General features: G+C 71.3%; 20 protein-coding genes, 1 tRNA gene and 1 pseudogene. 11 read left to right on the top strand and 11 right to left on the bottom strand.

Annotated features, from left to right (window positions below; genetic code table 11):
• Positions 1–104: 104 nt before the first annotated feature.
• The 5 genes from HHX33_RS17725 to galU form a co-directional block, all read right to left on the bottom strand.
• Complete coding sequence (locus tag HHX33_RS17725) at positions 105–746, bottom strand: GNAT family N-acetyltransferase (protein WP_111701422.1); 642 nt, start codon at positions 744–746, stop codon at positions 105–107.
• A 61-nt stretch (positions 747–807) separates the two neighbouring features.
• Positions 808–1,329 (bottom strand): MogA/MoaB family molybdenum cofactor biosynthesis protein, encoded by a 522-nt coding sequence (locus HHX33_RS17720; protein ID WP_182875572.1) that lies wholly within the window; start codon positions 1,327–1,329, stop codon positions 808–810.
• Positions 1,292–1,810 (bottom strand): cyclic pyranopterin monophosphate synthase MoaC, encoded by a 519-nt coding sequence (gene moaC / locus HHX33_RS17715; RefSeq protein ID WP_182875571.1) that lies wholly within the window; start codon positions 1,808–1,810, stop codon positions 1,292–1,294. The genes HHX33_RS17720 and moaC overlap by 38 nt, the downstream gene beginning before the upstream one ends.
• On the bottom strand, positions 1,807–2,991 hold the full coding sequence (gene glp, locus HHX33_RS17710; RefSeq protein WP_182875570.1) for a gephyrin-like molybdotransferase Glp: 1,185 nt from the start codon (positions 2,989–2,991) through the stop codon (positions 1,807–1,809). Before glp ends, moaC begins: the two co-directional genes overlap by 4 nt.
• Before the next feature lie 5 nt (positions 2,992–2,996).
• Positions 2,997–3,902, bottom strand: coding sequence for a UTP--glucose-1-phosphate uridylyltransferase GalU (gene galU / locus HHX33_RS17705; protein ID WP_111701425.1), 906 nt, complete (start codon positions 3,900–3,902; stop codon positions 2,997–2,999).
• A gap of 24 nt (positions 3,903–3,926) precedes the next feature.
• On the opposite strand from galU, the gene HHX33_RS17700 reads away from it, so the two are divergent.
• From HHX33_RS17700 to HHX33_RS37255, 3 genes and pseudogenes are all read left to right on the top strand, one after another.
• Positions 3,927–4,502: a 5-formyltetrahydrofolate cyclo-ligase gene (locus HHX33_RS17700; RefSeq protein WP_182875569.1), complete on the top strand. Its 576-nt coding sequence runs from the start codon at positions 3,927–3,929 to the stop codon at positions 4,500–4,502.
• Between the two features lie 31 nt (positions 4,503–4,533).
• Positions 4,534–6,039: a potassium/proton antiporter gene (locus HHX33_RS17695; protein WP_310741421.1), complete on the top strand. Its 1,506-nt coding sequence runs from the start codon at positions 4,534–4,536 to the stop codon at positions 6,037–6,039.
• A 128-nt stretch (positions 6,040–6,167) separates the two neighbouring features.
• A pseudogene (locus tag HHX33_RS37255) lies at positions 6,168–6,308 on the top strand (FmdB family zinc ribbon protein); the annotation flags it as partial.
• Between the two features lie 14 nt (positions 6,309–6,322).
• Here the strand turns inward: HHX33_RS37255 and HHX33_RS37250 are convergent.
• Positions 6,323–6,478: a hypothetical protein gene (locus HHX33_RS37250; RefSeq protein WP_310741433.1), complete on the bottom strand. Its 156-nt coding sequence runs from the start codon at positions 6,476–6,478 to the stop codon at positions 6,323–6,325.
• A 123-nt stretch (positions 6,479–6,601) separates the two neighbouring features.
• Between HHX33_RS37250 and HHX33_RS17685 the strand changes: the two genes are divergently transcribed.
• Entirely contained in the window at positions 6,602–7,405 is an 804-nt protein-coding gene (locus HHX33_RS17685) for an S-methyl-5'-thioadenosine phosphorylase (protein WP_182875567.1), read from the top strand.
• 13 nt (positions 7,406–7,418) lie between these two features.
• Positions 7,419–8,012, top strand: coding sequence for a Flp pilus assembly protein CpaB (gene cpaB / locus HHX33_RS17680; RefSeq protein ID WP_182875566.1), 594 nt, complete (start codon positions 7,419–7,421; stop codon positions 8,010–8,012).
• A 13-nt stretch (positions 8,013–8,025) separates the two neighbouring features.
• On the opposite strand, the gene HHX33_RS17675 is transcribed toward cpaB, so the two are convergent.
• Positions 8,026–9,138, bottom strand: a complete 1,113-nt coding sequence (locus tag HHX33_RS17675) for a D-alanyl-D-alanine carboxypeptidase family protein (RefSeq protein ID WP_310741420.1) — start codon at positions 9,136–9,138, stop codon at positions 8,026–8,028.
• A gap of 137 nt (positions 9,139–9,275) precedes the next feature.
• A complete protein-coding gene (locus HHX33_RS17670; protein ID WP_182875565.1) occupies positions 9,276–9,809 on the bottom strand; it encodes a hypothetical protein in 534 nt (177 codons plus the stop codon).
• 157 nt (positions 9,810–9,966) lie between these two features.
• On the opposite strand from HHX33_RS17670, the gene HHX33_RS17665 reads away from it, so the two are divergent.
• Positions 9,967–10,039 (top strand) — tRNA-Arg (locus HHX33_RS17665).
• Positions 10,040–10,736: 697 nt separating this feature from the next.
• On the opposite strand, the gene HHX33_RS17660 is transcribed toward HHX33_RS17665, so the two are convergent.
• Positions 10,737–11,153 (bottom strand): hypothetical protein, encoded by a 417-nt coding sequence (locus HHX33_RS17660; RefSeq protein WP_182875564.1) that lies wholly within the window; start codon positions 11,151–11,153, stop codon positions 10,737–10,739.
• A gap of 168 nt (positions 11,154–11,321) precedes the next feature.
• On the bottom strand, positions 11,322–12,653 hold the full coding sequence (locus HHX33_RS17655; RefSeq protein ID WP_182875563.1) for a penicillin-binding protein: 1,332 nt from the start codon (positions 12,651–12,653) through the stop codon (positions 11,322–11,324).
• 166 nt (positions 12,654–12,819) lie between these two features.
• Here HHX33_RS17655 and HHX33_RS17650 point away from each other — a divergent pair, with 166 nt between their 5' ends.
• From HHX33_RS17650 to HHX33_RS17630, 5 genes are read left to right on the top strand one after another with little or no spacing between them, the layout of a single operon-like run.
• The gene (locus HHX33_RS17650; protein ID WP_182875562.1) at positions 12,820–13,746 is read left to right on the top strand and encodes an ABC transporter ATP-binding protein; all 927 of its coding nucleotides are present in this window, start codon (positions 12,820–12,822) and stop codon (positions 13,744–13,746) included.
• Positions 13,730–14,491 (top strand): ABC transporter permease, encoded by a 762-nt coding sequence (locus HHX33_RS17645; RefSeq protein WP_182875561.1) that lies wholly within the window; start codon positions 13,730–13,732, stop codon positions 14,489–14,491. The genes HHX33_RS17650 and HHX33_RS17645 overlap by 17 nt, the downstream gene beginning before the upstream one ends.
• Entirely contained in the window at positions 14,488–15,246 is a 759-nt protein-coding gene (locus tag HHX33_RS17640; RefSeq protein WP_182875560.1) for an ABC transporter permease, read from the top strand. The genes HHX33_RS17645 and HHX33_RS17640 overlap by 4 nt, the downstream gene beginning before the upstream one ends.
• A gap of 10 nt (positions 15,247–15,256) precedes the next feature.
• Positions 15,257–16,360 carry a sensor histidine kinase gene (locus tag HHX33_RS17635; protein WP_182875559.1) on the top strand — a complete coding sequence of 368 codons (1,104 nt, stop codon included), beginning with the start codon at positions 15,257–15,259 and terminating at the stop codon, positions 16,358–16,360.
• Positions 16,357–16,962 carry a response regulator transcription factor gene (locus HHX33_RS17630; RefSeq protein ID WP_182875558.1) on the top strand — a complete coding sequence of 202 codons (606 nt, stop codon included), beginning with the start codon at positions 16,357–16,359 and terminating at the stop codon, positions 16,960–16,962. The genes HHX33_RS17635 and HHX33_RS17630 overlap by 4 nt, the downstream gene beginning before the upstream one ends.
• 43 nt (positions 16,963–17,005) lie before the next feature.
• Here the strand turns inward: HHX33_RS17630 and HHX33_RS17625 are convergent, their stop codons facing one another.
• On the bottom strand, positions 17,006–17,830 hold the full coding sequence (locus tag HHX33_RS17625) for a hypothetical protein (RefSeq protein ID WP_182875557.1): 825 nt from the start codon (positions 17,828–17,830) through the stop codon (positions 17,006–17,008).
• Positions 17,831–17,892: the final 62 nt, after the last annotated feature.

Genomic DNA, 17,892 nt, shown 5'->3' with positions numbered 1-17,892 from the left:
CTCCCCGTGATGCGGTTTCGCTTACGGCCAAGAAGCATCACGGGGTCCACTGGTGATCCACTTGTGTCTCGGTTGTGACGGCGGCGAGGCACAGCCGCCGGCGCCTAACCGGGGCTGGGCTCGCTGCGGCGGGCGGCCGAGTTCATCGTGCGGCGCCACTGCACGAGCAGCCCGCGAGGCACGTCCTCCACGGTCAGCGCGTAGCAGATGTGGTCGCGCCAGGCGCCGTCGATGTGCAGCTGACGCCGGCGGATGCCCTCCTCGCGGAAGCCGAGCTTCTCCACGACCCGGCGGCTGGCCTGGTTCTCCGGCCGGATGTTGGCCTCCAGACGGTGTAAACCGGTGGTGAAGAAGCAGTGGTCCACGGCCATGGCGAGCGCGGTCGGGATGATGCCCCGCCCGGCCAGCCGGCCGTCCACCCAGTAGCCCACCTGGGCGGACCGGGCCGATCCCCACACGATCGCCCCCACGGTGAGCTGCCCGGCGAACCGCCCTTCGTACGTGACGACCCAGGGCATGGCCATCCCCTGGCGGGCCTCGCGGCGCAGCGTGCCGACCATCGAGACGTACGGCCCGAGACCGGTGCGGAACAGCGGGGTCTCCGGGTTGCTCGGCTCCCACGGACGGAGCCACTCGGCGTTGCGCAGCCGGGTGTCGCGCCAGTCACGGACGTCACGCAGGCGCAGCGGCCGCAGCCCCACGGGCCCCTCGGTCAGGGACACCGGCCAGCCGCGAAGTCGATCCATCCGTCAATCATCCACCGGAGAACGGTCAACGCGCCACGTGGGGGCGCCCGATATCGAGCGGTCAGCGGGCATGGTCGCCGCCGCGGATCTGGTCCACCACATGGGCCAGGATCGGGGCCAGCACGGCCATGCCGTCCCGTACGCCGCCGGACGACCCCGGGAGGTTGACCACCAGCGTCCGGCCCGCCTGCCCGGCGAGGCCGCGGGACAGGATCGACGTCGGCACCTTCTCGCGGTTCACCTGCCGTACGGCCTCGGCTATGCCGGGGATCTCCCGGTCCAGGACGCGGCGGGTCATCTCGGGCGTGAGGTCCAGGGGTGTGACGCCGGTGCCGCCGGTGGTCACGATCACGTCGTACCCCTCGCCGACTCCCTCGCGCAGCGCCGCCTCGACGGGCTCGCCGTCCGGGACCACCCGCGGGCCGTCCACCCGGTCGCAGCCCGCCTCCTCGAGGAGGGAGGCCAGCAGCGGCCCGGATCGGTCCTCGTACACGCCCGCGGACGCCCGGTTGGAGACGGTCACCACCAGCGCGCGCACGCCGCCCTCACTTCCGGTCGAGACTGTCACGGGCGTCGCGGGCATCGCGGGTGTCACCGGTGTCGCGGTCCCAGTGGCCGGTCTTGCCGCCGATCTTCTCCTCCACCCGGACGTCGCTGATCACCGCCGCCGGGTCCACCGCCTTGATCATGTCGACCAGGGCGAGCGCCGCAACGGTGACGGCCGTGAGGGCCTCCATCTCGACGCCCGTGCGGTCGGCCGTACGGACCCGGGCGGTGATCTCCACGCCCTCGTCCACGACGGACAGGTCGACCTTGACGCCGGTCAGGGCGATCGGGTGGCAGAGCGGCACCAGGTCGGGGGTGCGCTTGGCCCCCATGATCCCGGCGATGCGCGCCACCCCCAGCGCGTCGCCCTTGGGCACGTCGCCCGCCCGCAGCACCGCCACCGCCTCCGGCGACAGCAGGACGCGGCCGGTCGCGACGGCCGTACGGGCGGTCACGTCCTTCTCCGAGACGTCGACCATCCGGGCGGCGCCGGTCTCGTCGACGTGGGTCAGCTTCACAGCGGGATCACCTCCACCTCGGCGCCCTCGGGCAGCGAGGTCACGTCCTCCGGAACCACGATCAGCGCGTTCGCCGCGGCCAGCGCGGCCAGTTGATGCGAGCCCTGGCCGGTGACCGGCGCGACGGTCCGCCCGGTCAGCACGGCCCGCAGATAGGACCGCTTCCCGGCGGGCGACCGCAGCGGCGCCGTCACGGTGGCCCGCACGGCCTCCGGCGGCCCCACCGGGAGCCCCTGCATGGCCCGCAGGGCCGGCCTCACGAAGAGCACGAACGACACGAACGACGACACCGGGTTGCCGGGCAGCGTGAAGATCGGCACGCGGTCGGGCCCGACGACGCCGAAGCCCTGCGGCATCCCCGGCTGCATCGCGACCTTCTCGAAGGCGACCGTGCCCAGCGGGGACAGGGCCTCCTTGACCGGCTCGTACGCCCCCATCGAGACGCCGCCGCTGGTGATCACTGCGTCGGCCCGCAGGAGCTGGGCGTCCAGGACGTCCAGGAACTCCTTGGGGTCGTCGGAGACCGAACCGGCCCGGAACGCCTCCGCTCCGGCCTCCCGTACGGCGGCCGTCAGCATGAAGCTGTTGGACTCCCAGATCTGGCCCGCGCCCAGCGGGGTGCCGGGCTCGGCGAGCTCGGCACCCGTGGACAGCACGACGACCCTCGGCCGGGGCCGCACCCGCACCCGCCGCCGGCCGGCTCCGGCGAGGATCCCGACCTGGGCGGCGCCGATCCGGGCGCCCTCGCGGAGCACCGTCTCCCCCGCGAGGACGTCCTCTCCCGCCCGCCGGATCGCGTTGCCCGGCGGGGCCGGCCTGTCGATCCGTACGCGGGCGGTGCCGCCGTCCGTCCACTCGACCGGGACGACGGCGTCGGCCCCGGCCGGCATCGGCGCCCCGGTCATGACGCGGGCGACCAGGCCGGGCCCGACGGCGTTCAGCCCGCCGTCGCCCGCCGCCACGTCCCCGATCACGGGCAGCGTGACGGGCGCGCCGGCGACGTCCTCGGCCCGTACGGCGTAGCCGTCCATCGCCGAGTTGTCGAACGGCGGCAGCGGCACGGGCGAGGCGACGTCCTCGGCCAGCACGGCGCCGAGGGCGGCGTCGATCTCGACCTCCAGCGGGGCGAGCGGGCGCACCACCGCGAGGATGTCGGCGAGATGGCGGTCGACGGGCTTCATGTCGCTCAGGACTCGATCGTGTCGAGGAACTGCCGGAGCCAGGGCAGGAACTCGGGCGCGAGATCGCCCCGGTTCGCGGCGAACTGCACCACGGTCTGGAGATATTCCAGCTTGTTGCCGGTGTCGTAGCGGCGGCCCCGGAACAGCACGCCGTGCACCGGCCCGCCCTCGCCGGGGGCCGTCGCGGCCAGCGTGCGCAGCGCGTCGGTGAGCTGGATCTCGCCGCCACGCCCCGGCGGGGTCCGCTCCAGCACCTCGAACACGGCCGGGTCGATCACGTACCGGCCGATGATCGCCCAGTTGGAGGGGGCCTCGTCGGCCGGGGGCTTCTCCACGAGGTCGGTGACGCGGACGACGTCGTCCTCGTCGGTCGGCTCGATGGCGGCGGCGCCGTACAGGGAGACGTGCTCGCGCGGCACCTCCATCAGCGCGACGACGCTGCCGCCGTACGTCGCGCGCACCTCGATCATGCGCCTGAGCAGCGGGTCACGGGGGTCGATGAGGTCGTCGCCGAGCAGGCAGGCGAACGGCTCGTCGCCGACGTGCTGCTTGGCGCACAGGACGGCGTGGCCGAGGCCCTTCGGCTCGCCCTGCCGCACGTAGTGCATGGTGGCGAGGTCCACCGGCTCCTTCACCTGGTTGAGCCGCTCCTCGTCGCCCTTGGCGCGCAGCGCGTCCTCAAGCTCGTACGCTACGTCGAAGTGATCCTCGATCGAACGCTTGTTGCGGCCGGTCACCATCAGGACATCGAGCAGCCCGGCGGAGACGGCCTCCTCCACCACATACTGGATGGCCGGTTTGTCGACGATGGGCAGCATCTCCTTGGGGGTCGCCTTCGTCGCGGGAAGGAAGCGGGTGCCCAGACCCGCGGCGGGCACAACGGCTTTGGTCACGGGATCGAAGTCAGCCATGGTTGAACACTAACGGAGCGGGCTGTGGACAAGCTGAACCTGCGTCGCCGTATCCTCCGCGACCGGTCGGAGCTCGACGAACGCACGCTGCGCGCGTCCTCGGCCGCGGTCCGTGAGACGCTCCTCGACCAGCCGTGGGTGCAGATGGCCGGGCTCGTCGCCTGCTACTGGTCGATCGGGGCCGAGCCGTCCACGCACGGGCTGATCCTGGCCATGTGGAAGCACGGCGCGACAGTGATCCTGCCGGTGCAGCGGCCCGACGGCGAGCTCGACTGGGCGGTGTACGACGGCCCGGACTCGCTCGCCCCGGGGCCGTACGGGGTGATGGAGCCGGTCGACGTCCGGCGCGGGGTGGACGCGATCAGGACGGCCGCGCTGGTCCTCGTCCCTGCCCTCGCCGTCGACCGGGTGACGGGCGTACGGCTCGGCCGGGGCGGCGGCTTCTACGACCGGGCGCTGACCCGCGTCGGACCGAACGTCCCGACGGTGGCGCTGCTGCACGAGGGCGAGCTGATGGAGGGCGTGCCCGCGGAGCCACACGATCAGCATGTACGGTTCGCTGCCCTTCCAAGCGGAATCGTCCGGTTGGTGCAGATGTGACAAGATTGGCGCACGCGCGGCGAAGGGAGCGGTGGGTCTGAACGTCTGGCTGCTGCTGTCCGCCGCCGTCGTCATCGCGGCCATCGCGTCCGTACGGATCGCGCACCGCACCGGCCTGCCCACCCTGCTCATCTACCTCTGCCTCGGCCTGCTGCTCGGTGAGCGCGGCCTCGGCGGCATCCACTTCGGCAACGCGCACCTCGCCCAGGAACTCGGCCTGATCGCACTCGCGGTGATCCTGGCCGAAGGCGGCCTGACCACCAACTGGAGTCACGTACGCGACGCCGTGCCGAGCGCGCTCGTGCTCGCCACGGTGGGCATCGCGGTCAGCGTCGCCGTGCTCGCCGCGACCGTCGCGCCCCTGCTCGGCCTGGACTGGCGGTCGGCGTTCCTGCTCGGCGCCGTGCTGGCCTCCACCGACGCGGCGGCCGTGTTCTCGGTGCTGCGGCGGCTGCCGCTGCCACCCCGGCTCGCCGGGATCCTGGAGGCCGAGTCAGGCTTCAACGACGCGCCCGCCGTCATCCTCGTGATGACGCTGAGCGTGGGCACGACGCTGACGCCCTCGCTGCCGGTCACCCTGCTGGAGACCACCGCCGAACTCGCCATCGGCGCGACCGTCGGCCTCGCGGTCGGCCCGGCCGGGGCGTACGCGCTGCGCCGGGTGGCCCTGCCCGCCTCCGGCCTCTATCCCATCGCGGTGCTGGCGCTGGCGTTCGTCGCCTACAGCGGGGCGGCGCTCCTGCACGGCAGCGGCTTCCTCGCGGTGTACGTGGCGACGCTGATCCTCGGCAACACCCGCCTCCCCCACCGCGCCGCGACCCGCGGCTTCGCGGAGGGCGCTGCGTGGCTCGCCCAGATCGGGCTGTTCGTGATGCTCGGCATCCTGGCCGACCCCGCGGAACTGCCCGTCGTGATCGTGCCCGCCCTGGTGTCGGGGGTGCTGCTCGTCCTGGTCGCCCGGCCGGCGTCGGTCCTGGTGTCCAGCGTGGTCGTACGGCTGCTGCGTCTCGGGTCGATGCCGTGGCGGGAACAGATCTTCCTGTCGTGGGCCGGGCTGCGCGGCGCGGTCCCGATCGTGCTCGCCACGATCCCCTGGAGCGCGGGGGTGCCGGGGGCGAAGGGCCTGTTCAACGACGTCTTCGTCATCGTGATCGTGTTCACGCTGCTGCAGGGGCCGACGCTGCCGTACCTCGCGCGGGTGCTCGGCCTGGCCGCCGAGGGCGAGGCGCGCGACCTCGACGTGGAGGCCGCGCCGCTGGAGGAGCTGAAGGCCGACCTGCTGCAGGTCCGCATCCCGCGCGGGTCGCTCATGCACGGCGTGGAGATCTTCGAGCTGCGGCTGCCGACCGACACCATGGTCACCCTCGTCGTACGGAACGGGCGGTCGTTCGTGCCCGGGCCGACGACCCAGCTTCTGGTGGGCGACCAGCTTCTCGTCGTCACCACGGCCGCGCAGCGGGAGACGGTCGAGCGCCGCCTGCGCGCGGTCAGCCGCAAGGGCAAGCTGGCCGGCTGGTACGGCGAACGCGGCGGCTGACCTGCTGTAGGGGTTGCGGGCGAACGGGACACCGGGGGGCAATAAACCGGGCTGGAGTGGCGTTTGCGCTTCTTGACTGACTACCATTAGCAGTCGACCCGGTCGAGTGCCAGTCCCAGGAGGAGCGAGTGCCCACCTACCAGTACGCCTGTACCGCTTGCGGGGAGCAGCTGGAGGCCGTTCAGAAGTTCTCTGACGACCCGCTCACGGAGTGCCCGGCCTGCCAGGGCAAGCTGCGCAAGGTGTTCTCCGCCGTCGGCATCGTGTTCAAGGGCTCCGGCTTCTACCGGACCGACAGCCGTTCGTCGAGCTCGTCGACGACCACGTCGACCACGACGACGCCGTCGAAGTCGGCCGACTCCGCCGGCTCGGGGAGCTCCAACGGCTCCGGCGATTCCGGGAAGAAGGAGACCGCCTCGACCAGCACGTCGACGAGCACCTCCTCGTCGGGATCGACCGCCGCCGCCTGAGGTCACTGAGGTCGTCCACAGGGGTCTGATGTTGTCCACAGGGGCCGCCGGACCGCGCCGGAGGCACGGCGCCGTTCGCTAGGGTCGGCCCCATGGTCAATCGCGCAGACATCGGGGTCATCGGCGGATCCGGGCTCTACTCCCTGCTGGAGGACGCCCACGAGGTCGACGTGACGACGCCGTACGGCCCGCCCAGTGACTCGATCTCCGTGGGCCGCATCGGCGGCAGATCCGTCGCGTTCATCCCGCGGCACGGCCGCGGCCACACGTACCCTCCGCACCGCATCCCCTTCCGGGCGAACATGTGGGCCCTGCGGTCCCTCGGTGTCCGGCAGATCCTCGCGCCCAGCGCGGTCGGGTCCCTGCGCCCCGAGATCGGCCCGGGCGCCCTCGTGATCCCCGACCAGATCGTGGACCGCACCCAGGGACGCGAGCAGACCTTCTTCGACGCGGGCGCCGTCCACGTGTCGTTCGCCGACCCCTACTGCCCCTCCGGCCGGGCCGCCGCGACAGCCACGGCACGCGAGGCAGGCTGGGACACGGTCGACGGCGGCACGCTGGTCGTGATCCAGGGCCCCCGCTTCTCCACCCGCGCCGAGTCGCAGTGGTACGCGGGCGCGGGCTGGTCGATCATCGGCATGACCGGGCACCCCGAGGCCGTCCTCGCCCGTGAGCTGGCTCTCTGCTACACGACGCTCTCCCTCGTCACCGACCACGACGCCGGTGTCGAGGCGGGCGAGGGGGTCACCCACGACGAGGTGCTGGCCTTCTTCGCGGCCAATGTGGAGCGGATGCGCACGCTGGTCTCCCAGGTGGTCGAGGCCCTGCCGGAGGACCGAACCTGCCCCTGCGGCAACGCCCTCGACGGCATCAAGCTCCCGATCGATCTCCCCTGATGGTCAGGTCGTCATGCGCGCCCTGAAACGGCTTCCCGTGCGCCGGCGCCGCGCGGTCGCCGCGGTCCTCGCCGGGCTCGCGGCGGCGTGCGCGCTCTCGGCCGTACGGGCGCCGCGGGGCGTGGAGGTCCTCGCCGCCGCCCGCGACCTCGCCGGAGGCAGGCTCGCCGCCTCCGACGTGATGGTCGTGCGGCTGCCGCCCGACGCCGTGCCCGCCGGGGCGTACGCGGCCGGCTCCCCGGTGACCGGCAGGGTGGTCGCGGGCCCGCTGCGCCGGGGCGAGCCGCTCACCGACGCGCGCCTCCTCGGCCCGGGCCTGTTCCGCTTCTCCGGATCACCGGAGTCGGTCGCGACGCCGGTCCGGATCGCGGACCCGGGCGCCGCCCGCCTGCTGTCGCCAGGAGATGTGATCGACGTCCTGGCGGCCTACGAGGACGGCCCCTTCGAGGCCCGGACGGTCGCCCAGGAAGTGCGGGTGATCGCCCGGCCGCCGGATTCCGCGGACGGCGGCGGACTGCTGGTGCTGGCCACCACTCCCGCCCAGGCCGCCGGGCTCGCCCAGGCCCAGGCGCAGGGCAGACTCTCGGTGACCATCCACCCCCGCTAGGTTCACCGCGTCGCTAAGGCAGCAGCGAGCCGAGCTTGGGGTCGTACTCCCAGTGCCACGGCTCGAAGGGGCTGTGATAGGCCCAGTCCGGGTGGAACCAGCCGTACTTCTTGCCGTTGGCCTCAAGCCAGTTGAACTGGGCCGACCGGAAGCTCTGCACGCCGCCGCAGAGGTCGACGGCGAGCCCGAGCCCGTGGTTGCTCTTGCCCGGCGTGGCCGCGAACCCGGGCCGCCGGTAGTAGACGGCCTGCTGCTCGCCGAGGCTGCGGTAGCTGTCGGAGATGCACATCGGCGTGCCGAAGCGCTTCTTGTAGGCGATGTTCAGGTCGGCGAAGGCGATCGCCGCGTCCGCCCGCAGGGTCTCCCCGCGCTGCGGAAGCGGGCACAGGATGTTCTTGGGGAGAAGGCCGTTCGGATACTGCTCCGCCTGGGCGATCCGGGTGGGATCGCAACCGCCCGCGCCCTCCGTCCCCTGCCCGATCTTCACGCCCAGTTTGACCAGTGCCCGGGTCAGCGACCGGACCAGAGTCGTGGAGCGCTTACGCATGAGGGTGACCTGCGCGCTGAGCTGCGCCTCCTGGAGAAGGCTGGCCGCCCGCAGCTCCTGCGCCTCCTGCGCGAGCCGCTGCTGACCTTCGAGCAGCTTCGACGCCTCGCTGAGGACGGTGTTGTGCCCGGCGACCAGATGTTGCATGTCGCTCATCCTGCGCAGGATGGCCGTGCCGTCCCCACCGGCGATGAACGGGCTGAGGCCCCCGACCGAGGGGTCCTGGTAGAGCGACGCCGCCAGGTCGGACAACGGCTTGCGCAGCCTGTTGAGCTCGGCTGTGGCCTCCTGGAGACGGGTGAGCTTGCCCGCGAGCTCCTTCTCCACACCCGCGAACTTCTTCTGCCGCGCCACCAGCGCCCGGTTCGCGTCCTCGATCGACTTGTAGGCCTTCTGGGCCTCACGCCGCAGCTCTGTCAGAGACGTGGGCTCCTTGCCGCCCGTCCGGACAGCAGCGTCCGTACGGCCGCTCGCACCGGCCGTCATGGGCGCCGATGCCGCCGCGGCCGTGGAGGCACCGGTGAGCGAGGTCATCACCGTGACGACCGCGATCAGCCCGGCCGACCGAGGAGATGACACGCCCGACTCCCCCGTTTGCGAACTCGTGACCTGGGTCAGGGACGCACGTTACTACAGCGTCCGGTGGGCCGGTGCCCTGGTTCGCCCAAGCGCTATCGACCGATCACGTCGCGTTTGCGCCTTTCCGGCTCATGCGCCTACTGCCCGCCGCCCTCCCGGCAGGTGTCCCAGAGCCACGTGCCCTCCCACTCCGGAGCGCAAGCCGGGCGCTCCTCCCGGGGTTCCTTGATGGGCCGCCTCTTCTCCTTCTCCGGGGCACTCCGGGGGACGGCCTTCCAGGCCCGCCCCACAACCGGCGCGGGAACAGCGGGAAGCCGCACCAGCCCCTCATAGCGACGCGCCGGCCCGTACGGCTCCGGCACCGGCGTCGGATCCAGCACCGGCGTGGGGCCCAGCACCGCTTTTGCCGTCTGCGCGGCCCGGCCGACGTCCGCGAACGGCCGCGCTCCCGACGGCGCCTCGGCCGACATCCCCGGCCCGGCACTCCCTACGCCGCCGACAGGCTCGGCGAGCACACGCCGGGCCTCATCCGCCAGGCCGCTCCGCGTACGCTCCCCATAGCCCGCGAGATCGGCCACGAGCAAGCCTGAAGCCAGGATCCCCGGCGCGATCATCGCCGCGACGAGCGTCATCGATCGCCGCCGCAGGGATCCGCGTCGCGTTACGGTCACAGCCAGCGACGGTAAGGGGCCTCCCTGGTGCGAGCGACGGCGAGTTGCCATGCCTTTACCGCATGTCGCCTGACCGATGACCCCCGACTTCTCCACCACACCCCCGGGTGGAGGCGCGAGCGCCCCAACCTTTCGCTAGGCTTACTACCGCACACTTGCCTCCGTAGCTCAGGGGATAGAGCACCGCTCTCCTAAAGCGGGTGCCGCAGGTTCGAATCCTGCCGGGGGCACTCTTTGATCAGGCCTAACAGGCGCCCACCTAGGCAGAACGAGACGGCCACGTGCCGCAGGTCGTAGGGCGAGCGGCCAGAGGAGACGCCGCCTGTTCCGGCCAGGATGCGATCGCTTTCGCCTTCTGCCAGATGTGGGAGTTGGCCGAGGCAGTGTAGGGCCCGCCCTTGGCAGTGCGGAACAGCCGGCCATCGTCGGCAACGCCGTACTGTTTGATGTGCTCTCGCAACCCGTCAAAAGGCCCGCGGCTTCCTCAGGGCGCAGCGCGGCGTAGTACATGCAGGCGTACAGGGCCGTCATGCGCGGCCCCCGCGAGCGGCCAACGTAGGTCACCGCGGCGAGCAGCGCCCCCGCCTGACGAGGGTTGACTACCGTCCGAGGGTCGACGGCTTCCGTCGACTTGGGCGGAGTCCACTTGATCTCGCGCAGCGGGTTGGAGGGCCAGACCTTCTCTTCGACGGCGAGCTCCAGGAGGGATTGAGGACCGCTTACGCAGGACGGTGTTCGCCGCCGCTTTCTTACCGCTGAACGTCACAGAGATCGCGTCCAGACCGCACCGCAGGATGCTCGCCCCTCCCAGGTCGGTCCACGGCAGCGAGGCGGTCTCCAGCCACCGCAGGACCTGCCGCTCGACTCCCGGGCAGCTCCCCTTGCCGGCTCAACATCAAGGACTGACCGGCTTCCTCGCGCCCCTGCTCATGCTGTAACCCCGATCTCCATCGACACGCACCAGGTGAGGTCCTCAGTACCGCCTGTGGCCAGCCACTCGCGGACCATGGCCTGGAACGTCTCCAGGTCGTGGTTCCAACTCGGGATTTCGATCCGGAAGGTGGCGATCTTCAGGCTATCTCCGCGATACCTGATGATGAGAGAACGGTCATCCCACCGGATCACCTCCGATCGCATGGCAGGGCACCCGCGCACGCGCAGCATGCCGCCGAGCCCCAGGACGAACCGCCGGCCATCGAGCAGTTCGACCATCACATCGGCGTCCTTCCCATGACCGAATAGAACGATCTCCGAAAGGCGTTCTCCTGCCAGCGGCAGATCCATCCAGGTCGGTTCCGGGTTCTCGCGTATAGCCTGACGAATGGTGCGGATGTAGCCGGTCACGTTCGGATCGTATCCGTGCCGTCACTCTTCGTCTCTGGAGTTGTGTTTCCGGTTTCGCACGACGTCGTAGGCGGCGATCATGTGCCGACTCGCCCGTGACCGCGAGTGCCTGGGCGACACAAAGTTCTCCCGCTTTGTCGCTGTTCCGCAGCATGCCCCGGGTGGCGGTCAGTTCGGGCAGGCGTCCTGGCAGCCGCCGAAGCGCCCGATGTCCGGACGGGTGAAGCGGGTCTCCCGCGTCCCCCGCGTCACCTCGGTCATCGCCTGCTTCCAGATCAGGCCGGGAACCGACGTACCGCCCACCTGTCGATAGTGGTGGCCGGCCATGGTGACGTCGACCAGGGGGTACCGGTAAGCACCGCGAGGGTCGCCGAGGCTGACGGCCGCGGCCAGATCAGGGGTGTAACCGGCGTACCAGGCGGAGCGGTGCTCGTCGCCCTCGCCGGGCATGCCCGCCGCCTCGCGGCCGATGCCCTTGAGCCTGCTCTTCGCCAGGACATCCGACAGCACCCCGGTGACCGCGTCGGCGACCGCCGGGTCCAGGACCTGCCGGCACTGCGGCGGGAAGGAGCGCGTGGTGCCCGAGCCGTCACGGATCTCCGTGATCACCATAGGCTCGCAGAAGCGGCCACGGGCGGCGAGGGTGGCGTAGGAGTCGGCCACCGAGACGGGATCGGCCTCGGTGAGACCCAGCGTGAACGTCTCTGTCGCCTGGAGCGGTTTTCCGTCGGCGCTCCTGAGCCCGAGCCCCTCGGCCATCCTGACGGTCTCACACAGGCCCACCTTCTCCTGCACGCGCATGTAGAAGGTGTTGACCGCACCTCGAGTGCCCGACCGCAGGGTGACGAACCGCTTCCCGCCCTTCTCCCGATTGTGGATGACGACAGTCGGTTCGGCGGCACCCTGGTCCGCGCAGTTCTTGAGTGTCGCGTAGCCCTGGGCCTGGTACTTGTCGGAGACGGCGAAGCCGTCGCCGTACCGCATGCCGGCGGCGAGCGCCGCGGCCAGGGTGTAGGGCATCGAGGTTGTGCCCTGCTGGAAGGCAGGCCCGTCGCCGGCGTCATGGCTGGCGGCCATGGCCCTGATGGCGCCTTCGCCCGGCACGATCATCACCTGCGTGGCGAGCTGTGGGTCATCGCGATCGACGTACGTGTCGACGGCCTGCTGGGCCGCCCGCTGGAGCCGCTGGTCGATCGTCGTACGGATCGTCAGGCCGTCGTGAGTGAGCAGCCGCGGGTCCTCGGCGAGAAGCCGCTCGCCGACGTACCGGCAGAGGTAGGGGTACGCGCTGCCCGCGCAGTCGCCGGAGAACTCCTCGATGACGGCGCCCTCAGCATCGAGGAGCACGCTCTTCCGGGTCACGGGTGAGGCCGCCGCCGTGACGCCGGAGTCTGAGGCCACGGGCTCCCGGCCGCTGTCCTCCGAGCTTCGCAACAACAGGAGGACCGCGGCGAACGCGCTCACCGCGGCGACGCACAGGAAAACCAGGATTGCCTTCATCGTTGCCCTTCGGCGCGCCTCACCCGCTGTACGGATCATCGGGGAATGGCGGGGCTCGGACAACCGGGAATGACGACGGCGGCCTTCCGGACGGCACACTCGGCAAGGGCGCGAAGTTGTGAATTGCTCACTGTTTCCGCCGTCGGCCCTGGCCAAGGATCGAGGGGTGGCAGCGATTCAGGTGAACCACCTCAGCAAGAGCTACGGCGGCTTCCAGGCGGTCGACGACATCTCGTTCGAGGTCGAGGCGGGCGCGGTCTTCGCCCTGCTCGGCCGCAACGGCGCGGGCAAGACCACGACGATCGAGTTGCTCACCGGCTTCCAGAAGCCGGACGCCGGTTCGGTCAGGGTGCTGGGCCTCGACCCGATCAGGGACCGCGCCCAGGTGCGCGGCAACGTCGGCATCATGCTGCAGGAGGCCGGGTTCTTCCCCGACCTGACGGCCGGGCAGACGGTCGAGATCTGGCGTGACTTCACCCCCGCCGCGCGCCCCGCGAGCGAGGCGCTGGAGCTGGCGGGCCTGACGGCGAAGGCGAAGACGAAGGTGCGGCAGCTGTCCGGTGGTGAGAAACGCCGTCTGGACCTGGCGCTGGCCCTGCTGGGCCGGCCCGACGTGCTGTTCCTCGACGAGCCGACGACCGGCATGGACCCCGAGGCCCGCCGCAACATCTGGGAGGTCGTCCGCGACCTCGCCGCCCGGGGGACGACCGTGCTGCTGACCACTCACTACCTGGAGGAGGCCCAGCATCTGGCGGCGAACCTGGCCATCATGGACAGGGGTCAGATCGTCGTCGGCGGCGACATGGCCGAGACGCTGGCCGCGCGGGTGGGGCGGGTCTCGTTCGAGCTGCCGTCCGTGGTCCAGCCCGGGGAGCTGCCGCTGCCCGCGACCGTGCGGGGCAGGCTCGCCATGGTCCAGGCCGCCGATCCCGACCTGGCCGCCCAGACGCTGCTGGGCTGGGCGAGCGAACGCGGGTTGCGCCTGCGCGGCCTGGAGGTCCGTACGGCCTCGCTGGAAGACCTGTTTCTGGAACTGGCCCACAACGGCGAAACAGCCCAGAACAGCACGACCACCCGTGACGCCCGTGCGTGACGTGCTGGCCGTGGCGCGGCTGGGCGGCCGGCTGTTCTGGCGCGACGGACGGGCCGTCGGCGGCGTCGCGGTGCTCGGCGTCTGCCTGGGCGCGGGCCTGCCGTTGCTGATCGCCGCCTCGCTCAGGAGCCGCGACGTGGAGGTGGTGCTCGGCATGCATCTCGGCCTGCTCGCCACGCTCCTGACCATCGTCGCGACCACCCAGACGGCCGTGACGCTGTCGGCCAGGCGGGAGCTGCTGGTTCTCAAGCGGCTACGCGCCTCGGGCCTGCGCGGGCGGGCCATCGTCGGCGGCGAGCTGGTCAACATGGTGACGCAGGCCGCTCTCCTGTCGGCCCTCGTCTCGGTGATCCTCTACACCTTCACCTACCTGCCGCCACCCGAGCTGCCGCTGCTGTTCGCGGCGTGCGTCGTCGTGGTGGCCGGGGTGCTGGCGCTGATCGGCGTCGTCTTCTCGATCGTGACCCGCCGTCCCGACCTGAACGCCCCCGCCACGATCCCGTTCCTGCTGGCCAGTGCGCTAGGGGCGGGAGCGTACGGGCCGTTCGTCACCGGCCTCCTCCCCGGCTGGGTCCGGTGGGCACTCGACCTGCTGCCGACCGGGGCGATGGTCGAGATCGCCGGGCTCGCCTACAGGGGCGGCGAGCTCGCGACGCTGACCGGGCCCGTCCTGAACCTGACCGTCTGGGCCCTCCTCGCCCTGGTCGCCGTCCGCTTCCTCTTCCGATGGGATCCACGCCGATGAGCCTCACGGCCACCTACAAGCTGAGCGCCCGGCTGTTCTGGCGCGACAAGGGCACGCTGCCCGCCTCCGTGATCACCCCGCTGGGCCTGGCGATCGGGATGCCGACGCTGATGCGCAACGTCACGGCCGGCGGCGTCACGGCCGCGGCGCAGATGTTCGTGGGGACGCTCGCGCTCATCCTGTCGGGGACCGCCTTCCTGAACATCACCGTCGCCCTGACCATGCGCCGCGACCAGCTCCTGCTCAAACGGCTGCGCGCCACCCGGCTCACCGACCGGCAGATCCTCCTCGGCGAGGTCGCGAACACCGTCACGCAGACGGTCATCCTCATGATCGTGTCGGCTGTGGCCGTACACCTCCTGGCCGATGTGCCGCTGCCGAGGAATCCGGTGCTCTTCGCGGTGTTCGCGGTCGCCGGTTCGGCGGTGATGGCGACGCTGGGGGTGGCGTGGACGGCGGCGATCCCGCGCGGGGAGCTCGCGGCGCCCATGACGCTGCCGTTCTTCTTCCTGGCCGGCCTCGCGTCCGGGGCGATGGGCTCGATCGTGGACCTGTTGCCCTCCTGGCTGCACCCGTTCTTCGCCGCCCTGCCCACCAGCGCGGTGGTGGACGCGGTCCGCGCCTCCTACGGGCCGGGCACGTTCGGCTCCGACCTGGCGGCGGCGGCCGTACCGGCTCTGGTCCTGGCGGTGTGGGCGGGGGTCGCGCTGCTCTCGATCAGGAGGTGGTTCCGCTGGGAGACCCGAAAGTCATAATGGGCCGGTCATGAACTCCACCTCCGCGCGACGGCTCGGAACCGCGCTGATCGTCCTGGTCTCCGTCGGTTACACGATCATCCCCCTGGTGGCCTCCCTCGCGACGGCCTCCGCGTCGGTCAACGCCCGGCTGCTCGTGCTGCTGGCCGCTTTCTACTGGCCGCACTTCCTTCACGTACGGCAGGCGTTCACGGGCGCCCGATCCCGATGGCTTCCCGCCACACTGGCGGTGCAGGCGGTCGCCGCCTACCTGCCGGAGGTCCTCGGGTTCACCGGCTGGTCGGCCGGGACCGCGCCGCTCCTGGCCGGGCCGGTGCTCCTGCTGCTCCCGCTGCGCTGGGGCGGCGTCCTGGTGACGACGATGGCGGCGGCGGAGTTCTGGTGGCTCCAGGGCATCTTCCACAACGTGACCGGCTCGTACTTCTACGCCCTCACCATCGTCATCACCGGCGCCATGATCTACGTCGTCGTACGGCTGGTCCGGGTCACCGCCGAACTGGAGCAGGCGCGGGCCGACCTGGCGGAGGCGGCGGTGCTTAAGGAGCGGTTGCGGATCTCCCGCGACCTGCACGACGGGCTGGGCCACAGCCTCACCGCGATCGTGTTGAAGGGCGACCTGGCCGCCCGGCTCATGGACCGCGATCTCCCCGCCGCCAAGACCGAGATCGGCGCGCTGGTCCAGGTGGCGAGGGAGACCGCGCTGGAGGTGCGTCAGGTGGCTCGCGGCTACCGGCGGATGACGCTCTCCGACGAGGTGCACCGGGCCACGGCGCTGCTTGAGTCGTCCGGAATCGGCTGCCAGGTCAACCTCGCCGAGATGACCCCGTCCCGCGAGCAGGACGAGGCGCTCGCCTGGGCCGTACGCGAGGGTGTCACGAACATCCTGCGGCACAGCCGCGCCACCACCTGTTCGATCACCACCTCGAACCGCGCGGGACGCGCTCACCTGGAGATCGTCAACAACGGCCTCCCACCTGATGACGCGCGAACCGCCAGGCCTTTCGGTGGCGGACTGACCGGGCTGGTGGAGCGGGCCGCGCAGACAGGGGGCACGGTCGAGGCCGGGCACACGCCCGAGGGCGGCTTCCGGTTGACGATGGAGGTGCCCGCGTGATCCGCGTCCTCCTGGCCGAGGACATGCACATGATCCGGGCCGCGCTCACCGCCCTGCTGCGCCTGGAGTCCGACCTGAAGGTGGCGGCCGAGGTGACGCGCGGGGACGAGATCGTCCCCGCCGCGCTGCGGGTGCGGCCGGACGTGGCCATCGTCGACATCGACCTGCCCGTGCTGGACGGCATCACCGCCGCCGCCCGGCTGCGGGAGGTGCTCCCCTCCTGCCGCATCCTGGTGCTGACCGCGATGGGCCGGCCGGGTCAGGTACGGCGGGCGTTGTCGGCGGGCATCGAGGCGTTTCTGGTCAAGGACGCCCCCGGCGACCGCCTGGCCGACGCGATCAGGCGTACGGCGGCCGGGCTGCGGGTGCTGGACGCGGAGCTGGTGGCCTCGGCGATGGAGTACGGAGAGAGCCCTCTCACCCCACGCGAGGCCACGGTCCTCCGCGAAGCCGCCCGAGGGGCCTCCGCCGAGGAGATCGCCGCCCGGTTGCACCTGTCGGCGGGCACCGTACGCAACTACCTCACCGGCGCGATCACCAAGACCGGCGCCCGCAACAAGATCGACGCCGTCCGCATCGCCGAGGACGCGGGCTGGCTGTGATCCCAACCCCCGGCCCCGACCGCGACCGCGACCGGGCCGGGAATCACGCGGGCTTCGGCACGTAGGTCGACAGGCACGCCTCGGCCGCGCTCGTCGGCTTGTAGCAGGCCTTCACGTTGAGGCCGCCGTCGAGATCCCAGCGAGCGAAATACCCCGCGGTGCTGCTGGTGCAGGTCGACCCGCTCGTGCTCACGTCCCCTGCCTTCACGCTGGCCGAGGCGCAGCCGGAACCGGTCGCGGTCTTCTCCACGGTGTTGATCGTCGACCGGCTGCTCCCGTCGGAGCCGTAACCGGTGAGCCGCACACCGGAACGCACGAGCGAGTACGTGTAGTCCGTCGCGGTGTAGTAGGACCAGCTCGCTCCGGTGCCCGTGGTGCGCAGCCCGGCGTCGTTCGCCGAACTCGGGACGGCGACGAAGAGGGACTTGTCGGCGTTCGTGGTGCCGGGAATGGTCCGGTAGACCAGCACCAGAAGACCATTGTCGAAGATGCCGGATCCGGTGCTGAATGTCTTGTAGGTGCCGTTCCCGCAGGTCGTCTCGTCGACGAGATCGGAACCGTTCGCCCGGATCACCACCCGGGAGCACCGACCGTCGTTGGCGGTGTGCTCGATCGTTCCGAAGAGGTTGCGGGAGCCGTTCTGGTCGCTGCCGAACCCCGTCAGCTTGACTCCCGGCAGCGTCGCGGCGACCTGGAACGCGTCCGACTGGTAGTAGTTCCACGAGGCCGACATGCCGGCTCCGTCGGCGGCCTGGGCCGGCGAGGCGGTGAGCAGGGCGCCGGCCACCGCCGCGACCAGCGTCGCGCCGACGGGCACGAGGCTCCGCGACGTGGGACGGAAACGGACGGGACGGAAAATCGTCGACATTATGCCCCTTTTGTGTTGCGTGCGTGCTTCTGGGTGCCTGATGTGCACCCTTCGCGTTCCAT

Origin of the sequence: Microbispora sp. H10670, from assembly GCF_014161385.1 — a bacterium.
Classification (GTDB): Bacteria; Actinomycetota; Actinomycetes; order Streptosporangiales; family Streptosporangiaceae; genus Microbispora; species Microbispora triticiradicis.
This window is presented reverse-complemented; position numbering and strand designations above follow the sequence as displayed.